Source organism: Amycolatopsis sp. NPDC023774 (genome assembly GCF_040639695.1).
Lineage (GTDB): Bacteria > Actinomycetota > Actinomycetes > Mycobacteriales > Pseudonocardiaceae > Amycolatopsis.
Map to the genome: position 1 here is coordinate 1 of NZ_JBFAAJ010000062.1, position 20,542 is coordinate 20,542.

General features: G+C 70.2%; 15 protein-coding genes. 6 read left to right on the top strand and 9 right to left on the bottom strand.

From position 1 onward, the window contains the following. Positions 1-451: 451 nt before the first annotated feature. Both glnA and AB0F91_RS45445 read right to left on the bottom strand, forming a co-directional pair. Positions 452-1,795: a type I glutamate--ammonia ligase gene (gene glnA, locus AB0F91_RS45440; protein ID WP_360608448.1), complete on the bottom strand. Its 1,344-nt coding sequence runs from the start codon at positions 1,793-1,795 to the stop codon at positions 452-454. A 76-nt stretch (positions 1,796-1,871) separates the two neighbouring features. Continuing rightward, complete coding sequence (locus AB0F91_RS45445; protein ID WP_360608450.1) at positions 1,872-3,152, bottom strand: MFS transporter; 1,281 nt, start codon at positions 3,150-3,152, stop codon at positions 1,872-1,874. Positions 3,153-3,242: 90 nt separating this feature from the next. Between AB0F91_RS45445 and AB0F91_RS45450 the strand changes: the two genes are divergently transcribed. After that, positions 3,243-3,908, top strand: a complete 666-nt coding sequence (locus tag AB0F91_RS45450; protein WP_360608452.1) for an LppX_LprAFG lipoprotein — start codon at positions 3,243-3,245, stop codon at positions 3,906-3,908. On the opposite strand, the gene AB0F91_RS45455 is transcribed toward AB0F91_RS45450, so the two are convergent. After that, entirely contained in the window at positions 3,909-5,477 is a 1,569-nt protein-coding gene (locus AB0F91_RS45455; protein WP_360608473.1) for an alpha/beta hydrolase, read from the bottom strand. Positions 5,478-5,650: 173 nt separating this feature from the next. Between AB0F91_RS45455 and secA2 the strand changes: the two genes are divergently transcribed. Continuing rightward, on the top strand, positions 5,651-7,990 hold the full coding sequence (gene secA2, locus AB0F91_RS45460) for an accessory Sec system translocase SecA2 (protein ID WP_360608454.1): 2,340 nt from the start codon (positions 5,651-5,653) through the stop codon (positions 7,988-7,990). 154 nt (positions 7,991-8,144) lie between these two features. Further along, positions 8,145-9,866: an NAD+ synthase gene (locus AB0F91_RS45465; protein ID WP_360608456.1), complete on the top strand. Its 1,722-nt coding sequence runs from the start codon at positions 8,145-8,147 to the stop codon at positions 9,864-9,866. 33 nt (positions 9,867-9,899) lie between these two features. Here AB0F91_RS45465 and AB0F91_RS45470 read toward each other — a convergent pair whose 3' ends face one another. The 3 genes from AB0F91_RS45470 to lysX form a co-directional block, all read right to left on the bottom strand. Further along, a complete protein-coding gene (locus tag AB0F91_RS45470) occupies positions 9,900-10,433 on the bottom strand; it encodes a methylated-DNA--[protein]-cysteine S-methyltransferase (protein WP_360608458.1) in 534 nt (177 codons plus the stop codon). A 48-nt stretch (positions 10,434-10,481) separates the two neighbouring features. Then, positions 10,482-11,060, bottom strand: coding sequence for a hypothetical protein (locus AB0F91_RS45475; protein WP_360608460.1), 579 nt, complete (start codon positions 11,058-11,060; stop codon positions 10,482-10,484). Positions 11,061-11,170: 110 nt separating this feature from the next. Continuing rightward, a complete protein-coding gene (gene lysX, locus AB0F91_RS45480; protein ID WP_360608462.1) occupies positions 11,171-14,494 on the bottom strand; it encodes a bifunctional lysylphosphatidylglycerol synthetase/lysine--tRNA ligase LysX in 3,324 nt (1,107 codons plus the stop codon). Between the two features lie 257 nt (positions 14,495-14,751). On the opposite strand from lysX, the gene panB reads away from it, so the two are divergent. After that, positions 14,752-15,630: a 3-methyl-2-oxobutanoate hydroxymethyltransferase gene (gene panB / locus AB0F91_RS45485; RefSeq protein ID WP_360608464.1), complete on the top strand. Its 879-nt coding sequence runs from the start codon at positions 14,752-14,754 to the stop codon at positions 15,628-15,630. Positions 15,631-15,649: 19 nt separating this feature from the next. Here the strand turns inward: panB and AB0F91_RS45490 are convergent, their stop codons facing one another. Together AB0F91_RS45490 and AB0F91_RS45495 are read right to left on the bottom strand one after the other, a co-directional pair. Beyond that, positions 15,650-16,492, bottom strand: coding sequence for a cytochrome c oxidase assembly protein (locus tag AB0F91_RS45490; protein ID WP_360608466.1), 843 nt, complete (start codon positions 16,490-16,492; stop codon positions 15,650-15,652). Positions 16,493-16,604: 112 nt separating this feature from the next. Next, a complete protein-coding gene (locus AB0F91_RS45495; RefSeq protein WP_360608475.1) occupies positions 16,605-17,549 on the bottom strand; it encodes an undecaprenyl-diphosphate phosphatase in 945 nt (314 codons plus the stop codon). 542 nt (positions 17,550-18,091) lie between these two features. Between AB0F91_RS45495 and pip the strand changes: the two genes are divergently transcribed. Then, a complete protein-coding gene (pip, locus tag AB0F91_RS45500; protein WP_360608468.1) occupies positions 18,092-19,045 on the top strand; it encodes a prolyl aminopeptidase in 954 nt (317 codons plus the stop codon). Here the strand turns inward: pip and AB0F91_RS45505 are convergent. Continuing rightward, the gene (locus AB0F91_RS45505) at positions 19,042-19,605 is read right to left on the bottom strand and encodes a TetR/AcrR family transcriptional regulator (protein ID WP_360608469.1); all 564 of its coding nucleotides are present in this window, start codon (positions 19,603-19,605) and stop codon (positions 19,042-19,044) included. The two genes, pip and AB0F91_RS45505, sit on opposite strands and share 4 nt — an antisense overlap. Before the next feature lie 55 nt (positions 19,606-19,660). Here AB0F91_RS45505 and AB0F91_RS45510 point away from each other — a divergent pair, with 55 nt between their 5' ends. Further along, positions 19,661-20,440 (top strand): SDR family NAD(P)-dependent oxidoreductase, encoded by a 780-nt coding sequence (locus AB0F91_RS45510; protein ID WP_360608471.1) that lies wholly within the window; start codon positions 19,661-19,663, stop codon positions 20,438-20,440. Positions 20,441-20,542: the final 102 nt, after the last annotated feature.

A 20,542-nucleotide genomic window follows, 5' to 3' on the forward strand; every position in this document is an offset into this window, starting at 1 on the left:
GTTCACTAGCACACTGTTGAGTTCTCAAGCAACACACCGCAACCCAGCCCACCCAGCAGGCGAACCAGACCACCGCGTTGTTTCAAGCTTTTTTGGTCGAGCATGCCGAGCCTGCAAGGTAACTCGCAGAGAGTCGGCGGCCGCTCGTGGGCCGACGCTGAACATTACCTGGTCCGTTTCGCGGTGTCAACCCGCTCGGCCCTGGCGCCCCGATCCCTTGGGGCTTTCGGCCCCGCCGGCCCGGTGTTCCTGGCGACGAAGAGAAGATTACATGCCCCGCAACGGCCCGAAAACAGGGGGGTCACTTAACGACATCGCCGCAGGTCAGGCGCCGAATCGACCCCGCACCGCGGTCACCGAGGGCAACGGCCCGCCGGCCGGAAACGAGAACCGGCTCCCCCGCCCGGCACGAAGGCCTGGGCGAGGGAGCCGGGTTCGAACGGTCCGGGGGTCAGAGGACCGGCAGCAATGTCCGCAGCTCGTACGGCGTCACGGCACTCCGGTAGTTGTCCCACTCGGCGTGCTTGTTCCGGAGGAAGAAGTCGTAGACGTGCTCCCCCAGCGCGTCGGGCAGCAGCTCGGAGCGCTCCATCTCCGCGAGCGCTTCCCCGAGGTTCTGCGGCAGCTGCGCGTACCCGGCGGCACGACGCTCCGACTCCGACAGCTGCCAGATGTTGTCCTCGGCAGGCGGCGGCAGCTCGTAGCCCTTCTCGATGCCCTTGAGGCCGGCGGCGAGGATCACCGAGTACGCCAGGTACGGGTTGCACGCCGAGTCCAGCGTGCGGATCTCCACCCGCCGGGAGGACGCCTTCCCGGGTGAGTACATCGGCACGCGCACCAATGCCGAGCGATTGGCGCGGCCCCACGACACCGTCGTCGGCGCTTCACTACCGCTGATCAGGCGTTTGTACGAGTTCACCCACTGGTTGGTGACCGCGGAGATCTCCTTGGCGTGGTGCAGCAGGCCGGCGACGAAGGCCTTCCCCGTGGCGGAGAGCTCGTACGGGTCCTCCGCGTCGTAGAACGCGTTGCGGTCGCCTTCGAACAGGCTCACGTGCGTGTGCATCCCCGAGCCGGGCTGGTCCGTGAACGGCTTCGGCATGAAGGTCGCGCGCACGCCCTGCGTCAGCGCGACCTCCTTGACGACATACCGGAACGTCATCACGTTGTCGGCCATCGTGAGGGCGTCGGCGTAGCGTAGGTCGATCTCCTGCTGACCCGGCGCGCCCTCGTGGTGGCTGAACTCGACGGAGATGCCCATCGCCTCGAGCGTCTCGATGGCGTGGCGGCGGAAGTGCGTGGCCGTGGCGTGGCTGGCCTGGTCGAAGTACCCGCCGTTGTCGGCGGGCTCGGGTTCGCTGCCGTCGTCGGGCAGGTTGGACAGTAGGAAGAACTCGATCTCCGGGTGCACGTAGCACGTGAAGCCCGCTTCGCCGGCCTTCGACAGCTGTCGGCGCAGCACGTGGCGCGGGTCCGCCCAGGACGGCGAGCCGTCGGGCATCGCGATGTCGCAGAACATGCGCGCGGAGTACGGCCCGCCGTCCGGCGTCTCCCACGGGAGCACCTGGAAGGTCGACGGGTCCGGCTTCGCGACCATGTCCGACTCGTAGACGCGGGCGAAGCCCTCGATGGCGGAGCCGTCGAAGCCGATCCCCTCGCTGAACGCACCCTCGAGCTCGGCCGGCGCGACGGCGACGGACTTGAGGAACCCCAGCACATCGGTGAACCAGAGCCGGACAAAACGGATGTCGCGCTCTTCCAAGGTCCGGAGCACGAATTCCTGCTGGCGATCCATGGCCGCACCCTAACGACGGCGTGTTAACGACATGTTTCACGACGCGCCGGAAGTGTCCACAATGCGCGAACTCCCCTCAGGCCACGAACGTGAGCTCGCGTTTGCCGGATCGGGTGATCGACACCGACGCGAGCGAGGCGATCACCGCTAGGCCTGCCGCCACGTACCAGGCCAGGGCGTAGTCGCCCAGCTGGTCGCGCACGGCGCCGGCCGCGGAGGCCGCGAACGCAGCGCCCAGCTGGTGGCACGCGAAGACCCAGCCGAACACGATCGGGCCGGCCTCGCCGAAGGAGCGGATGCAGAGCGCGACCGTCGGCGGGACCGTGGCGACCCAGTCGAGACCGTAGAAGAGGATGAACGCCCACATGCTGGGTTGCACGGAGTCGGTGAACAGCTGCGGCAGCAACGCGAGCGAGAGACCGCGCAGCGCGTAGTACACGCCGAGCAGGATCCGCGGGTCGACGCGGTCGGTGAGCCAGCCCGACACGACGGTCCCCACGACGTCGAACACCCCGACGAGCGCAAGCAGGCTCGCCGCGGTGGTCTGCGGCATGCCGTGGTCGTGCGCGGCGGGCACGAAGTGGGTGCCGACCAGGCCGTTGGTGGTCGCCCCGCAGATCGCGAAGCCGACGGCCAGCAGCCAGAACGAGCGTGAGCGCATCGCCTGGAACAGCACACTGATCGCCCGGCCCGCCGAACCGCGCTTGACTTCGGGGTGCGCCACCTCCGTGCCCGCAGGCGCGCCGTACGCGACGGTGTCCAGGTCGGCCGGGTGGTCGCGCACCACGAGCAGCACGACGGGGACCACCGCGAGCGCCGCGATGGCGATGACCAGCGACGCCGTGCGCCAGCCGTCGTTCACCGCCAGCGTGGCGACCACCGGCAGGAACACGAGCTGACCCGTCGAGCCGGCCGCGGTGAGGATGCCGGTCACGGCGCCGCGGTGGCGCACGAACCAGCGCGTGGTGACGGTCGCGGCGAAGCTCATGGCCATCGAGCCCGTGCCGGCGCCGACGAGCACGCCCCAGCACAGGATGAGCTCCCAGCTCGTGCTCATGAACACCGTGCCGCCCGCGCCGAGCGCGACGACGAACAAGGCGGTCGCGGCAACGCGCCGGATACCGAAACGTTCCATCAGCGCCGCGGCGAAGGGGGCGAAGAGGCCGTAGAGCACGAGGTTGACGGAGACCGCGGCGCCGATCGTCGCCCGGGACCAGCCGAACTCCTCGTGCAGCGGGTCGATCAGCACGCTCGGCGCGGCGCGGAACCCGGCCGCGGCCAGGAGGGCGATGAACGCGGCCGCGGCCACGAACCAGGCTCGGTGGACGCGGGGCGCGGGAAGAGTCTCGACGGTCACGGGAGATGAGTCTGATTCGTCTTCGGCGTCCTGGACAGTGGCTTGAAGGACGCCGTACGAAAGGATCGGGCCACGGGTAGTCTCACCGCCATGCGCTGCCGACACTTCCTGTCGGCGCTGCTGCTCCTCGGTCTCGTCGGCGGGTGCACAGCGCCCTCGCTGCCTCCGGCCGGTGACCTGCTCGGCGCGGCCGGGGCGAACTTCGCCGGCGTGCGCAGCCTGCACTTCTCCGTGGTGGTGAACGGCGTGCTGCCCGGCCTGCCGCTGAGCACCGTCGACGGCGACGCGACGCTCGACGACGGCGGCCACGCGGCCGGCACGGCCGAGCTGGAGAACGCGACGAGCGACCGGAAGCTCTCCTTCGTCCTCGACGGCACCCACGCCACCACACACGACAGCACCGGCGCGACCTGGTCGGGCCCGGCGACGTTCACCGTCGGAGACTTCCTCGGCCCCGACAGCGGGCTCGCGCATCTGCTCAGCTCACTCGGCAACCCGCAGACCGAGACCCGCGAGCCGGTGCACGGCCTCGACACCTACCGCGTCGGCGGGGTTCTGGCCGCGAAGGTCGCCACGCGCCTGCTCCCCCAGATTCACTCGGACGTGAACGTGAAGGTGTGGGTCACGGCCGCCGAGCCGCGGCGGTTCGCGCGGTTGTGGCTGCAGGTCCCGCCCCCGACGGAGAAGGACAGCCCGGTGATGTTCGAGGTCGAGCTCTCGAACGAGAACCAGCCTGTCCCGACTCCCCTCGGCTGATCACGACCCCGCGCAGCGCGTCCCGTCGGCCGGCACCGTGCCGTCGACGAGGTAGGCGATACCCGCCTTGTCCACGCACGCGTTGCCCTGCAGGAACGCCGTGTGCTGCGTGCCCTCGAAGGTGAGCAACCCGCCCTTCAGCGCCTTCGCGAGGTTCACGCCCGCCTGGTACGGCGTCGCCGGGTCGTTGGTCGTGGAGATGGTGAGGGTCTTCGGCAGCCCTTCGACCTGGGGTTCGTGCGGCGTCATGGTGTTCGGCACGGGCCAGAAGGCGCACGCGTCGCGCGCGGAGCTGGCCGGGCGGCCGTCGTCGAGGAACGGCGCGACCTGCTCGTACTTCTGCTGCGCGTCGAGGATCGCCTTCGGGTCCGTGACGCGCAGGTCGTCGACGCAGCGGATCGCGGTGAAGGCGTCCTGCGTGGTGCCGTAGCGCCCGTCGGGGCCGCGCTCGTTGTAGATGTCGGCGAGCTTCTCCAGCGTGGCGCCGCGCTGGTTGCGCAGCTCGTTGAGGCCCGTGTTGAGGTACTCCCAGAGGTTCTGCTGGTAGAGCGCCTGGATCGCGCCGGTGGTGGCGTCCTCGTACGAAAGCTTGCGCCCGTCGCCCACCGGCACCGGGAAGTCGATCAGCGGCCGGGTGAGGTCCTGGAACGCCTTCGTCGCCGCGGCCGGGTTGTTGCCGAGCGCGCAGTCCTGCCGAGCGGCGCACCACTTCGCGAACTCGCCGAACGCGACGCCGAACCCCTGGCCCTGCGCGACGAGCGAGTCTTCCGGGTCCTGCGTCGGGTCGACGGCGCCGTCGAGCACAAGCGCGCGGACGTTGCGCGGGAAGTCCTCGGCGTAGGTCGAGCCGAGGAGGGTTCCGTAGGAGTAGCCGAGGTAGGTCAGCTTCTCGTCGCCGAGCACGGACCGCAGCACGTCCAGGTCCTTGGCGACGTCGCGGGTGCCGACGTGTTCGAGCATGTCGTCGCCGAGTTTCGTGCGCTGGGCACACTTCGCGGCGAAGTCCTTTTCCTGTGTCTCCTGCTTGGCCACGCCGGCGGGCGTGCCGTCGATTTCGCTGTCGTCGGCGCGGTCCGCGTCGCGCTCGCGGTCGGTGAGGCAGCGGATCTGCGGTTCGCTCGCGCCGATGCCGCGCGGGTCGAACCCGACGAGGTCGAAGCGTTTGCCGAGGTCGTTGTTCTTCACCTGGTCGATGAGACCGGCCGCGGCGACCATGCCGGACGCGCCGGGACCGCCCGGGTTGACCACCAGCGATCCGATGCGGTCGTCCGATTCGCTCGCCTTGTGCCGCAGGACGCCGAGCGTGATGGTCTGCCCGTCCGGTTTGTCATAGTCCAGCGGGACGGTCAGCCGCGCGCACTGGATGTCGGACCGACGAAAGGCGGACTGCGCGTCGTCCGAGGTCGCGTAGGGTGCGCAGTCGGCCCAGGTCATGCTCTGGCCGTAGAAACGCGCGAGCCCCGTGGGCACCGGCCCGACGGGCGGGTGCGATTCGGTCGTCGGCGAGGGCACGGCCTGGCTGGTGTTCGACGAGCACGCGACGAGCGTGCCGCCGAGCAGGCCGGCCACCGCGAGAGCGGCGATCCGGTGGGCGCGAGAGCTGGCGCTGGCATATGGAGGCACGGTTTGATCGTGCCATCCGGCCGCGGAACTCCGGCGCACCACCGGCGCGTTGGGTAGGTCAGCGTCAGGTAGACCAGCCGCGGCCGGAGACACGAGCAAGACAGGACGGGAGACCAGGGGTGGCACTGATCAGCCGGGTGGGCAAGCGGCTCCGCCGGATCATCCAGCGGCCGGGCAGCGTCGAGCTGACCCGCTACGAAGCGCTGCTGCCCGCAGTCGCAAAGCTCGAACCCGAGCTCGAGAAGCTCTCGGACACCGAGCTCACCGAACGCGCCGAAAAGCTGCGTGAGGACCTCGGCGGCGCGAAAGCGTTCAACGACGACCAGCTGGTGGAGACCTGTGCCCTCGGCCGGGAGGCCGCGCGGCGCGCGCTCGGCGAGCGCGCGTTCGACGTGCAGATCCTCGGCACGATGGGGCTGCTCACCGGGCACGTGGTGCAGATGGAGACCGGTGAGGGCAAGACGCTCGCCGGTGCTCTCGCGGCCGCGGGGTACGCCCTGCGCGGCAACCGCGTGCACGTGGTCACCGTCAACGACTACCTCGCCCGACGCGACGCCGAGTGGATGAAACCCGTCTACGACCTGCTCGCCGTCACCGTCGGCTGGGTCGAGCCCGCGCACAGCCGCGACGAGCGCAAAGACGCCTACGGCAAGCAGGTCACCTACGGCGCCGTGGCCGAGATCGGCTTCGACGTGCTGCGCGACCGGCTCGTGACGAACGTCGACGACCTGGTGCAGCCCGCGCCCGAGGTGGCGATCGTCGACGAGGCCGACTCCGTGCTGGTCGACGAGGCCCGCGTGCCGCTCGTGATGGCCGGCTCGATCGACCACAACGACGCCGACGAAGAGGTCGCCACGGTCGTGCGCCGGCTGCGGCTCGGCCTGCACTACGAGACCGACACCGACGGCCGCAACGCGTGGCTCACCACCGCCGGCGCGTCCGTGGTGGAGAAGTCACTCGGCGGCATCGACCTCTACGGCGACACGGGCTCCGACCGCCTGGCCGCCGTGAACGTCGCCCTGCACGCCCACGCGCTGCTCACCCGCGACGTCGACTACCTGGTGCGCGACGGCAAGGTGCAGCTCATCAACGCCGCCCGCGGCCGTGTCGCCGAGCTGCAGCGCTGGCCGGACGGCCTCCAGGCCGCCGTCGAGGCGAAGGAGCAGGTGGCGGCCACCGACCGGGGCGAGATCCTCGACTCGATCACGGTGCAGGCGCTGCTCGCGCGCTACCCGTCGGTGGCGGGCATGACCGGTACGGCCGTGGCCGTGGCCGAGCAACTGCGCGAGTTCTACCGCCTCGAGGTCGCGGTGATCCCGCCGAACACCCCCAACGTCCGCGAGGACCAGCCGGACCGCATCTTCGGGTCGCCGTCGCAGAAGCTGCGCGCGATCGAGGAGGAAATCCGGAAGGTGCACGAGACCGGGCGGCCCATCCTCGTGGGCACCCAGGACGTGGCCGAGTCCGAGGAGCTGGCCGACAAGCTGGCGAAGGTCGACCTGCCGTGCGTGGTGCTCAATGCACGCAACGACGCCGAAGAGGCCGCGATCATCGCCGAGGCCGGCAAGAAGGGCGCGGTCACCGTGTCCACGCAGATGGCCGGCCGCGGTACCGACATCCGCCTCGGCGGCACCGACGGTGCGAGCCGCGAGGAGGTCGCCGAGCTGGGCGGCCTGCACGTGATCGGCACCGCGCGGTACCCGTCGAGCCGCCTCGACGGCCAGCTGCGCGGCCGGTCCGGCCGCCAGGGTGACCCGGGCAGTGCGATCTTCTTCGCGAGCCTCAACGACGACCTGGTGCTTTCCAACGCGCCCGACATCCCCGAGGGCATCGACGCCGACACCGAGTCCGGGGAGATCACCGACCCGGCGGCGCTGCGGCAGATCAACCACGCCCAGCGCGTGGCCGAGGGCGTCGACCTGGAGATCCACCGCAACACCTGGCGCTACACGCGGCTGATCGAGCGCCAGCGCACGGAGCTGCTGGAACACCGCGACAAGGTGCTGCACACGGCGTTCGCGGCCGAGGAGCTGGAGAAGGCGCAGCCGGAGAAGTTCGCCGAGCTGAAGGAGAAGCTCGACGACACCGAGCGGCTCGAGCAGCTCGCCCGCGAGGTCGTGCTGTTCCACCTCGACCAGCTCTGGTCCGACCACCTCGCGTACCTGACCGACGTCCGCGAAAGCATCCACCTGCGGGCACTGGCGCGCGAGACGCCGCTCGACGAGTTCCACCGCGCGGCGATCCCGGAGTTCCACAAGATCATCCCGGAGTCGGCGGCGCGCGCGTCGAAGACGCTGGAGGAAGCCGAGATCACCGACGACGGCATCGATCTCGCCGACGCCGGCGTACGGCGGGCCAACACGACGTGGACCTACCTGGTGCACGACAACCCGTTCGACTCGGACTTCGAGCAGACGGTGAAGAAGGTGCGCAGCATGATGCGGATGAAGAAGTCCTGACGAAGCACCCCAATGCGGCGTTCGGTGCGTTCAGCGCACCCAATGTGGCGTTCGGTGCGTTCAGCGCACCGAACGCCACATCGGGGTGGTCTGGGGGCGGGGAGTTGCCCACATTCGCTCGGTCCCGGGTGCGCGGCCGGGTCAGAATGACCGCATGCCGCAACTGCGCATCGCTTTGGCCCAGGTCAACCCCACTGTCGGCGACATCGGCGGCAACACCGTGCTGACGGTCGAGTGGACCCGTCGTGCCGCCGAGGCCGGCGCCCACGTCGTCGTGTTCCCGGAGATGTCCCAGACGGGTTATCCCGTGGAAGACCTCGCGTTCCGGGCCACGTTCGCGCAGGCGTCGCGCAAGTCCCTCGACGAGCTGGCCCGCCGGCTGGACGACGCGGGCTGCGGCGAGGTGCTCACCTACGTCGGTTACCTCGACCACGACGAGGCCGGCCCGCGCGACGCGGCAGCCGCGCTGTTCCGCGGCGAGGTCGTGGCGAAGCAGTACAAGCACCACCTGCCCAACTACGGCGTGTTCGACGAGCACCGCTACTTCGAGCCGGGCACCGAGCTGGAGGTCGTGCGGCTGCACGGCATCGACATCGGCATGGTGATCTGCGAGGACATCTGGCAGGACGGCGGCCCGATCTCCGCACTGGGCAAGGCCGGGGTCGACCTCGTCGTGGCGCCCAACGCGTCGCCCTACGAGCGGTCGAAGGACGAGCAGCGGCTGCCGCTCGTCGCCCGCCGCGCAGCCGAGGCGGGCGCGCCGCTGGTCTACACGAACCAGGTCGGCGGCCAGGACGACCTCGTGTTCGACGGGGACTCGCTCGTGGTCGGCGCCGACGGCAAGCTGCTCGCTCGGGCCCCGCAGTTCGTGGAGCACCTGCTGGTGGTGGACATGGACCTCACCTCGGGCGGCCACGCCGGCGACGGCGCCCTCGCGGGCCTGCACGTCCACCGGCGCGTGCTGAGCGCCGAGCCGCTGCCCGCGTACCCGCCGTTGACGGACCCCGTGATCAGCGAGCCGCTTTCGGACGAGGCCGAGGTGTGGTCGGCGCTCGTGGTGGGGCTGCGCGACTACGTGCACAAGAACGGCTTCTCGTCGGTGACCTTCGGGTTCTCCGGCGGCATCGACTCCGCGATCTGCGCGGCCCTGGCGGCCGACGCGCTCGGCGGCGACAACGTGTACGGCGTCTCGATGCCGTCGAAGTACTCGTCCTCGCACTCGAAGGACGACGCCGCCGACCTCGCGCGGCGCATCGGCGCGCACTACCGCGTGGAACCGGTCGAGGACATGGTGCAGGTCTACGTCGACCAGCTGGCGTTGACCGGGCTGGCGGAGGAGAACATCCAGGCGCGCACGCGCGGCATGCTCCTCATGGCACTGTCCAACCTGGACGGACACCTCGTGCTCGCCACCGGCAACAAGACCGAGCTGGCCGTGGGCTACTCCACGATCTACGGCGACGCGGTGGGCGGGTTCGCACCGATCAAGGACGTGTTCAAAACGCACGTCTGGCAGCTCGCGCGGTGGCGAAACGACGAAGCGGCCAAGCGCGGCGAAACGCCGCCGATCCCCGAGAACTCGATCACCAAACCGCCCTCGGCCGAGCTCGCGCCCGGCCAGGCGGACACCGACTCGCTGCCGGACTACGCGCTGCTCGACGACATCCTCGACGACTACGTGGAGGGCGACCGCGGCTACGCCGACCTCGTCGCCGCCGGGTTCGAGCCGGAGACCATCGACCGGGTCGTGCGGATGGTCGACCGCGCGGAGTACAAGCGCCGGCAGTACCCGCCGGGCACGAAGATCACGTTCAAGGCGTTCGGCCGCGACCGCCGGCTGCCGATCACCAACGCCTGGCGCGAGCGGAAAGCCTGAGCCCGGAACAGCCGCGCGCTCGGCAACCGCCCTTCAGAACAGAGTGGGCTCGTCGGGCAGCGCGCCCTCGATGACGAGCATGCGGCGCTTCGTGGCGACGCCGCCGGGCGCGGAGAAGCCGCCGTGTTTGCCGCCGGCCGCGAGCACGCGGTGGCAGGGCACGACGATGGGGAACGGGTTGTTGCCCATCGCCTGGCCCACGGCTTGCGCGGCGCCGGGCATGCCCAGCTCGTGGGCGATGTCGCCGTAGGTCTTGGTTTTGCCCGGCGGGATGGCGCGCGCGATCTCGTAGGCGCGGCGGTTGAACTCCGGAACGGAGTCCAGGTCGAGCGGGACCTCCCGCAGGTCGTGGTGCGCACCCGAGAGCAGCGCGGTGATCTTCTCGACCGCGTCGGCCAGCGCGGGTGGCGGCACCGCTTCCACGGCGTCGGGGAAGCGCTTCAGGAACCAGGCCCGGGTGCGGGCGGCACTGCTTTCGGGCAGCGCGGTGCTGATGATCGTGCCCTCGCGCCAGGCCAGGCCGCACGAACCGATCGGGGTGTCGAAGACCGCGAACTCAACGGACATCTCATCAGCGTACGAGCGAGCACCGACAAAACGTCAGCCCCGACACCATCAGTGGTTGCCGCCGGAGGCGAAGCGCGGAACGGGCATGACGACAACGTACGCGATGCCCACGACCAGCAGCACCGCACGCACCCCGAGCTGCACCCGGCTGAACACTCCGGCGTAGAGCCCCGGCCCGAGCTGCGACGCGACGAACACCAGCGCCCACGTGATGAGCACCAGCGCGCACCCGGCCACGGCCCACTCGCGCCAGCCCGGCGGCCACCACAACGCGAGGCTGACCGAACCGGACACGAACGCGAGGTTCGTCAGCAGCTCCACGACCGAGGTGCCGGGCACCAGCGAGTCGGCGATCAGCACGAGCCCGAGGCACACCACCGAGCTCACGGTGAGCCGCCCCGTCCAGTGCACCGGCGCGAGCCGCATCAACGGCGGTCCGGCGAGCACGAAGGCGAATCCCGCGGTCCCGACCGTGACGCGGAACAGCGGCGCCGCCAGCAGCAGGTCCCCGGCCGGTTGCTGGGTCGGCGAGACCCCCGTGGGCAGCAGGAACTCGAGCAGCCAGGCGGAGTACACCACCACACCGAGCCCGACGAGGACGACCGCAACGAGTCGTGCAGTACGCACTCGCACACCCTAAGCGAAGATGTGCGACGTTGCGCGCGGTGGTGTCACAGCTGTGACTTCCCCCGCGCCCCAAGGGAAGCACGGTCGCGACGGAACCGTGACCCTGAGAATCAGGCGGGCGGGCGCACGAACGGGAACAGCACCGTCTGCCGGATCGACGCGCCGCTGAGCATCATCAGCAGCCGGTCCACGCCGAGCCCGAGCCCGCCCGTCGGCGGCATGCCGTGTTCGAGCGCGAGCAGGAAGTCTTCGTCCAGCTCCATCGCCTCGACGTCGCCGCTCGCGGCGCGCAGCGACTGGGCTTCCAGGCGGCGGCGCTGTTCGATCGGGTCGGTGAGCTCGGTGTACGCGGTGCCGACCTCCGAGCCGAACGCGATGAGGTCCCACCGTTCGGCCAGCAGCGGGTCGCGGCGGTGCTGGCGCGTCAGCGGCGAAACGTCCGTGGGGTAGTCGGTGTAGAAGGTCGGCAGCACCGTCGAGCCTTCGACCAGGTGCTCATGGGCCTTCAGCACCAGGTCACCGTGCCCGGCGTCCTCGCCCACCGGCACGCCGGCCGCGGTGCAGAGCCGCCGGAGCGTGGCCACCGACGTGCCCGAGTCGATCTCCTCCCCCAGCGCCGCCGAAACGGCCTCGTGGACGGGGATCACCGGCCAGTCGCCGGAAATGTCGTACTCGGTCACGCGGCCGTCGGCGTCGTGGCGGCGCACGATCTGTGCGCCGAAGGCCGCTTCGGCCGCGTGCTGCACCAGCTCGCGGGTGAGGTCGCGCATCGAGTTGTAATCGGCGTAAGCCTGGTACGCCTCGAGCATCGTGAACTCGGGGTTGTGCGTGGCGTCGACGCCTTCGTTGCGGAAGTTGCGGTTGAGCTCGAAGACGCGCTCGACGCCGGCGACGCAGAGGCGCTTGAGGTAGAGCTCCGGCGCGATGCGCAGGTACATCCGCATGTCGTAGGCGTTGATGTGCGTGACGAACGGGCGCGCGTTGGCTCCACCGTGGACGGTCTGCAGCATCGGCGTTTCGACCTCGAGGAAGTCGCCCTGGTGCAGCCGCTCGCGTACGGCGCGCACGACCGTGGACCGCAGCCGCAGCAGGTGCGCGGACTCCGGGTTCACGGCGAGGTCGAGGTAGCGCTGGCGCACGCGCGTCTCGGGGTCGGTGAGGCCCTTTCGCTTGTCCGGCAACGGGTGCAGGCACTTCGCGGTGACCGTCCACTCGTCGACGAGCACGGACAGCTCACCACGGCGCGAGGTGACCACTTCGCCGCTCACGCCCACGTGGTCACCGAAGTCCACACCGGTGCGCCAGCCCGAGAGGTCGAGCATTCCCGCGTCGAGCATCAGCTGCACTTCGCCCGAAAAGTCCTTGATGCGCGCGAAACACAGCCCGCCGAGCGTCCGCAGCGCGAGCACTCGGCCGGCCACGCGCACGCGGTGCCCGGTGCGCGAATCCGCCGGCAGATCGGCGAACTTGCTCACGACGTCGCCCAGCAGGTCTTCGCGACTGAACCCGACGGGGTACGGGTCCACGCCGAGATCGCGCAGTTTGTCCAGCTTCGCGACCCGCACACGCACCTGCTCCGGACGGCGCGCGGCCTTCGGGACGACGCGCGCGGCGCCGTCCTCGATGCGCCGGACCTCGGCGACGAACTCGTCGCTCACCGTCTCGAGCCGCAGGACGCGGGACCGGCCCGTGGGCACGAACCCCTCGAGCGCACCGGCGACGATGCCGACGCGCGGCAGGCGGCGGGCCGAGGAGTAGCAGAGGAAGCGCGGCTCCCAGTCCGGGCCGTACTTCGCGTTGGACCGGTACAGCGACTCCAGCTGGAAGAACCGCGACGCCAAGCCCAGCACCGAACGCCACAGGCGCAGCACGGGACCGGCGCCGATGCGCTCGCCTTCGGCGAAGACCGCGCGGAACATCGCGAAGTTGAGGGAGATCCGCTGCGCGCCGAGGTGCTGCGCAGCGGCGACGACCTCGGCGACCATGAACTCGTTGAGACCGTTTTCCGCCGCGCGATCGCGGCGCATGAGGTCGAGCGAGAGGCCCCGCCGGCCCCACGGCACGAAGGACAGCAGCCCGCGCAGCTCGCCTTCGCCGTCGTAGGCCTCGACCATCACGCTGCGGGCGTCGCCGGCGTCGCCGAGGCGGCCCAGCGCCATTGAGAAGCCGCGCTCGGACTCCGCGCCCCGCCACTGCTGCGCTCGCGCGAGCAGCCCCTGCATCTCGTCGTCGGGGATCTCGCCGTGGCGGCGCACGCGCGCGGTGTAGCCCGCACGCTCGATCCGCTTCACGGCCTGGCGCACGGACTTGCGCTCGGGCCCGGTCAGGGAGAACTCACGGACGTCGAGCACGGCCTCGTCGCCGATCTCCAGCGCGCGCAGGCCCGCGGCCGCATACGCCTTGGCGCCGCGTTCGCTCGCGCCGAGGACGCCGGGTATCCAGCCGTACGAACGGGTTTCGTCGAGCCACGCGCGCACGGCGTCCGGCCACGCGTCCGGGTCGCCGATCGGGTCGGCGCTGGCGACGCTGGTACCGCCGAGCACCCGGTAGGTCACGGCCGCGCGGCCGTTGGGCGAGAAGACCACGCTCTTGTCGCGGCGCGTGGCGAAGTAGCCGAGGGAGTCGTCGTCGCCGAACTCGGCGAGCAGGCGGCGCAGCTCCAGCTCCTCGTCGTCCGTGCGCCGGCGGCGGTGCCGGACGCCGCGGAAGAGCGTGTACAGCGCGCCAGTGGCCACGAACGTCGCGCCGAGATCGAGCACCACGTCGATCCACGCCGGGCCCTCGCCGACGCCGATCTTGCGCAGCTGCAGGTTCTCACCGGTGGCGTGGTTGACCACCCAGACCAGCCGTTCCCACGAGTCGCCGAGCGTGCCGGGAAACGCCTCGGTGAATGCCCAGCCGAGCGCGACCACCACGAGCAGGCCGCCGAAGAGCACCGCCAGCCCGTCGCGCCAAGCACCGGGCGCGAGCCGCGCGGGGAACGCCGGGCGCAGGACCAGCAGCAGCCAGATCAACAGCACCGACAGGACGTCGGCGATCGTCAGCACGCCGACCTGCATCGGGATGTGCCGGATCTGGCGCGGGCCGAGGGTGAGCAGGTCGGGCGCCCACAGCAGCACCGCCTGCAGCGCCAGCGTGATGAGCAGGCCGGCGACCTGGAAGAGCAGCAGCGTGTAGAGCGCGGCCTTCTTGCGCCGGCGCAGGGCCGCGCCGAGGACGACGAGCATCAACACGATCACGAGACTCGCGCTGGTCGGCACGCTGAGGGCAGAGAACGCCATGTCGATGCCGTTGAGCAGGTGCCCGCGGGTCCCGCCGGCGATGAGCAGCACCACCGAGAAGACGGCGGCGAGCTGCACGACGGTCGCGACGATGCCGCCTGCCCTGGCCTTCCAGGCGGGGATGCGCCTGCGCGCGCTCGCTGGGATTCCCATCGATGCCCTTCTCACGAATGGCCGTGATCATCACGACTGCTGCAAAGACGTCAGTAAACGGGGAATGGTTGTCCGAGGACAAACACGGGCGCCACCCGAGAGGCTGAGGGTGATGCTCCCGGCGGAGCCCGCCACGCGCGTGTGAAGCTCATCGCACGACCTTGGGACCGCCCCGCGGGCATGTCAGGCTTTGACGTGTTCTGACTCCACGACCCGGGGACCTCACCGAGGCCTCGAGGGAAGGACGGTCGACGACGATGTCTGCCAACCCGAACGGATCCGACGAGGTGGCCGCCCCGTACGGAACAGGCCCCGCGCCCGCGCAACCCGCGGCGACCGGGCGCAAGGTCCGCGTGCACCACCTGCGTGAACTGAAGGAACGCGGCGAGCCGTGGCCCATGCTCACCGCCTACGACATGTACACCGCGCAGATCTTCGACGAGGCAGGCATCCCCGTGCTGCTCGTGGGCGACTCCGCGGCCAACAACGTGTTCGGCTACGACACCTCGCTGCCGGTGACGGTCGACGAGCTGCTGCCCCTGGTCCGCGCCGTGACGCGGTCGGTGAAGCGGGCGCTCGTGGTGGCCGACCTGCCGTTCGGTTCCTACCAGCTCTCGCCCGAACAGGCGCTGGCCACGTCGGTGCGGTTCATGAAGGAAGGCCGCGCGCACGCCGTGAAGCTGGAAGGCGGGCGCCGGTTCGCCGCGCACGTCGAGGCGTTGACGTCGGCCGGTATCCCCGTGATGGGGCACATCGGATTCACCCCCCAAAGTGAACACAACCTCGGCGGCTACCGGGTGCAGGGGCGCGGTGAAGCGGCGGACGTGCTGCTCGCCGACGCGCTGGCGCTGCAGGAAGCCGGCGCGTTCGCCGTGGTGATGGAGATGGTGCCGGCCGAAGCCGCGAAGCGCGTGACGCACGAGCTGAAGATCCCGACGGTCGGGATCGGCGCCGGGCCCGACTGCGACGCGCAGGTGCTGGTCTGGCAGGACATGGCCGGGCTGCGCCGGGGCAAAGCACCGCGGTTCGTGAAGCGCTACGCCGAGCTCGCCGACGTGCTGCAGGGTGCGGCCTCGGCGTTCGCCGAGGACGTGCGGCGCGGGGAGTTCCCGGCTCCGGAGCACGCGTTCCACTGAGGTTTCCCGGGCCCGGGGCTCACCGGCGGCGAAACCGCTCGGCGAGCTCCGGGTCGTTCTGCCACCAGAGGCCACCCGTGGGGGCCTCGCCGGATTCGGCTTCCTCGTCGAGGCGCTCGTCGATCTGCTTCGCGCGCTTCTGGTCGTCGCGGACCCAGCGCACGAACAGTGCGCCCACGAACGGCAGGCCCGCCACGTCGCCGCCGATCCACAGCACGCCGGCGCCGATGATCTGGTCGGTGCGCGGGTCCGGGCCCCAGCCGGGGTGCGCGGTGGCGTAGTGCGCCGGCGCGAGCAGCGGACCGAGCCAGAGCACGAGGCCGAGCGCGCCGTCGAAGACGACCTCCGTGAACGAGATCCACACCGACACCAGGTGTGAGCCGCCGCGCGGGGTCGGGTCGAGCGCCACGCGGCTGTAGAAGTAGAGGAACCCGGCGGCGATGAGGAACACCCGCACCAGGCCGCCGACCACGGGGTAGTCGAGCGAAAGCCCGTAGACCGGCGTCAGGTAGACGACCACGAAGGGCGCGATCAGCACGACGGTGACGGTGAGCGGGAAGGTCAGGAACTTCGCCAACGGGCTGCGGCCGTGGTGGCGCAACCACGACGCCAGTCCGGGCGGCGCCGTGCGCATGAGCAGCGTGATCGGGGCGCCGAGGGCGAGCAGCAGCGGCGTGACCATGAGCAGCACAGTGTTCTGCGTGGCACGGACCCAGAACAGCGTGGTGTCGTAGACGCCGAGGAACGAGCACGTGACGAGCACGATCGTGGCGAGCCCGGCGAGGAACGCCGTCGTCCGGCCGGGTGCCCAACTCTCCTGCTTCCGCGCGGCGACGACGTAGGCCGCGCCGAGCGCGAGCACGACGACCAGGGCCGGGACATCGGGTGTCCAGGCCGTGAAGAGCGTGGTGCCGGTAAGCGCGGTTTCGATGAAGCCAGTGTCCCCTTCCGGAAATCGGAGCGGGACACCACCCTCAGAAACTGAAGACGAGCAGGCTGGCGATTCCGGCGAGGACGCAGTAGATGGCGAACGGCGTCAAGGTGCGCGTTTCGAAGTATTTCGTGAGAAAACGGACAGAAATGTAGGAGGCAATACCGGCCACCAGGCTTCCCGCGAGCGCCGGGCCGAGCGACGGGCTGTTCTCCGGCGTGAACAGCGAGGGAAGTTTCAGCACGCCCGCGGCGAGGATCACCGGGGTGGCCAGCAGCCACGCGAAGCGGGCCGAATCCTGGTGGCCGAGGCCGCGGCGCAGGCCCGCGACCATCGTGATGCCCGAACGGCTGATGCCCGGCAGGAGCGCCAGGATCTGGGCCGAGCCGATGAGCACGGCCTCCTTCACACTGAGCTTGGAGAGACGGGCGTCGGTGGCTTCCTCGACCGTGATCGCGCGCATGACGAGGGTGTCCTCGGCGCTGAAGTCGACGGTGTCTTCCGTTGTCCTGCCTGAGGTCCCGGTCTTCGGCGCGGCACGGGAGAAGCGTTCGGCCGCGTAGAGCACGCCACCGTTGAGGATGAGGAAGATGGCCGACGGCACGGGCTTGCCGAGGAAGTCGCGCAGCAGGCTTTCCAGCAGCAGGCCGGCGATGCCGACGGGGATCGTCGCGAGGATCAGGAGCCACGCGAGGCGCTGGTCGGCCGTGCGGACCTCGCGGTGGCGGATCGAGGAGAACAGGCCGCCGATGATGCGCACCCAGTCGCGCCAGAAGAACAACACCAGCGCCAGCGCGGTGGCCACGTGCATCGCCACGAGCACCGCGAGATAAGGCGAATCTTCGCCGATGCTCAGATCACGCTGCCACGACCCGCCGATCACCGCGGGCAACAGGATGCTGTGCCCCAGGCTGGACACGGGAAACAATTCCGACACGCCTTGCAGCGCGCCGACGACGATCGACTCGACATACGTGACCGCGGACATTCTCGAGCCTTTCTCGCGTCGATCGGGCCTTTCCTCGCGCAAGCTACCCACTACCCGGTAAACGCAGGGCAAGGGGGCGAAAGAACCTCCTCGGCAACCTTGTGCTTGTTCACATCCATGAACGTGAATCATGTCCTTGACTGGCATTCGGGCTGTGGCTTAGCGTGGTCCCAGCGCGAAGGTGTGAACCTCGGCGAGGAGGACGGGATGCGGGAAGCAGCCGGAGCTTCAGGCGCAATCCGCCGCCCGGGGTCCGCACCACGGTGAAGGAAATCGCGGACGCGGCCACCTCCCGGGTGGGCTGCCGACGCGACACGGACGGGGGCCCGCTCAGCCCGGCGGCGGGGGCGGGCCTCCACCTTCTGCGCGGATGCCGCCGAGGGGGTCTCCGTGGCGGCGACGCCTCGCACGGCAGCGCAAGCGGCCTCCGCGCGAACCGAGCCGGCCGACACCCGGACGGCTCGCGGCCTTTCGGCTGAACGTCACGGGGAAGGCGGGTCCATCCCCCGCGCGGGAGCCGCGAGTCCGGCAGAGTGATCGGCATGGACGACCTCTACCCGCCGCTGCAGCCACTGGCCGATGGGATGTTCGACGTGGGCGACGGGCACCGGATCTACTGCCAGGAAGCGGGAAACCCGCAAGGCAAGCCGGTGGTCGTGCTGCACGGCGGGCCCGGCAGCGGGATCGCGCCGATGGCGCGCAGGCACTTCGATCCCGCCGCGTACCGGATCATCCTGTTCGACCAGCGCGGGGCGGGGCGGAGCACCCCGAGTGTCGGAGATCCGGAAGCGGACCTGAGCACGAACACGTTGTGGCACCTCGTCGCGGACATGGAGCTACTACGGGAGCGCCTGAACGTCCGGCGCTGGCAGGTGTTCGGGGGTTCGTGGGGGTCGACGCTCGCGCTGGCGTACGCGCAGACTTACCCGGATCAGGTGACGGAGCTGGTGCTGCGCGGGATCTTCACGGCGCGGCAGCGCGAGCTCGACTGGCTCTACCGCGGCGGCGCGGCGAACCTCTTCCCCGCGGAGTGGGAGGACTTTCTGGCGCCGCTGCCGGAGGAGCGCCGCAAGGATCCGCTCGCGGGGTACGCCGAGCTGCTCGACGACCCCGACCGCGGCGTGCGGGAGCGGGCCGCGGTCGCGTGGAGCGTCTGGGAGGGCGCGACGGTGGCGTTGCTACCGCAAGAGGCGTTCCTGAACCGGTACGCCGACCCGTCATTCGCGCTGACGTTCGCGCGGCTGGCGGTGCACTACTTCGGCCACGACGCCTGGCTCGAGGACGGGCAGCTGATCCGCGACGCCGGCAAGCTCGCCGGCGTCCCGGGCGTACTGGTGCAGGGCCGCTACGACGCCGTCTGTCCGCCGATCACCGCGTACGAGCTGCACCGCGCCTGGCCCGGCTCGATCCTGCGCATCGCGGAAGGCGCCGGGCACGCCGTGAACGACCCGGGCATGCTGGCCGCGCTGCGGCAGGCGACCGACGACTTCCGCTAGACGTCGAGCAGCAGCCGGAAGAGCCGTTCCAAGGTCTCCGCCAACGCGGCCTCGTCGGTCTCGTTCAAAGCCGTGCTGCCGATCACCTTGCGCATCAGCCAGAACCCCGAGATCAACGACAGCGCCACGGCCGCACGATCGGTCCCGCGCGCGCCGGGGACGACGTCGAGGATGTGCGCCTCGACGTGCTTTTCGATACCCGCGCGCAGGATCTCGGCGGCGCGCGGGTTCGGCGCCGAGCGCAGCGTCAGGAGGAACGGGTCGAGGCTGTCGGCGTGCGGTGAAGTCCGCGACACCAGTGAAGCGGCGACGTCGCGCGCGAGCGTGGCCGGGTCTCCCGTCAGCACGGTCCGCTCGGTCATCGACACCTCCACCACCTCGGCGAAGAGCCCTTCCTTCGAGCCGAAATAGCGGTTCACGAGCATCGCCGTGACACCGGCGGTCTGCGCGATCTCCCGCACGCCGACACCGTCGTACCCGAAGCGCGTGAACGCCTCGACGCCCGCGCGCAAGATCGCTTCCCGGGTCGCGGCGGCGTCGCGACGACGTGGTGCAGTCATGTATACGAGCGTAGACTAAGGAGAAATCTACACCCGTAGACTTGAACGGAGAACCATGGATCTCAACCTGACCGGCCGCCGCGCACTCGTCACGGGCTCGAGCTCCGGCCTCGGTGAAGCGATCGCGCGGCTGCTCGCGGAAGAGGGCGCCGACGTCGTGGTCCACGGTCGCCACGAAGCCCGAAGCCGGGCGGTGGCAGACGAAATCGGCGCGAAAGCCGTCGCGATCGGCGACCTCGCCACCGACGAAGGCGCGGCGAAAGTCGCCGGGGAAGCCGGTGACATCGACGTGCTCGTGAACAACGCCGGTGCCTACCGGCACCTGAGCTGGGCCGAGGCCACCCCCGAGGAGTGGGCACGGACGTACGAGGTGAACGTGATCTCGTCCGTCCGCATGATCCACCACCTCGTGCCCGGCATGCGCGAACGCGGCTGGGGCCGCGTGATCCAGATCGGCGGCGGCCTGTCGGGCCAGCCGATGGCGCTGCTGCCCCACTACAACGCGACACTCGCCGCGCGGCACAACCTCGCGGTTTCCCTCGCCCGCGAACTGAAGGACACCGGCGTGACGTCCAATGTGGTCGCGCCCGGCGCGATTCTCGTGGACTCCGTGCAGAAGCTGCTCACGGATCTGGCACCGGAACGCGGCTGGGGCGAGACCTGGGCGACCATCGAACCCCACGCCGCGCAGGACTTCGTGCCCAACGACATCGGCCGCTTCGGGCGGCCCGAAGAGATCGCGGGCGCCGTGGCATACCTGGCGAGCCCGTACGGCGACTACGTCAGTGGTGCCACCTTCCGCGTGGACGGTGGCACCATCCGCTCCGTGATCTAGCTTGAGTTTTAACGAATGAGTGGTCGGCGGAGACCCCTGTCGATCATGAGTGAAGCCCTTGGTCGATCATTCCTCCTGCGACAGAGAGAAGATCGGACCAAG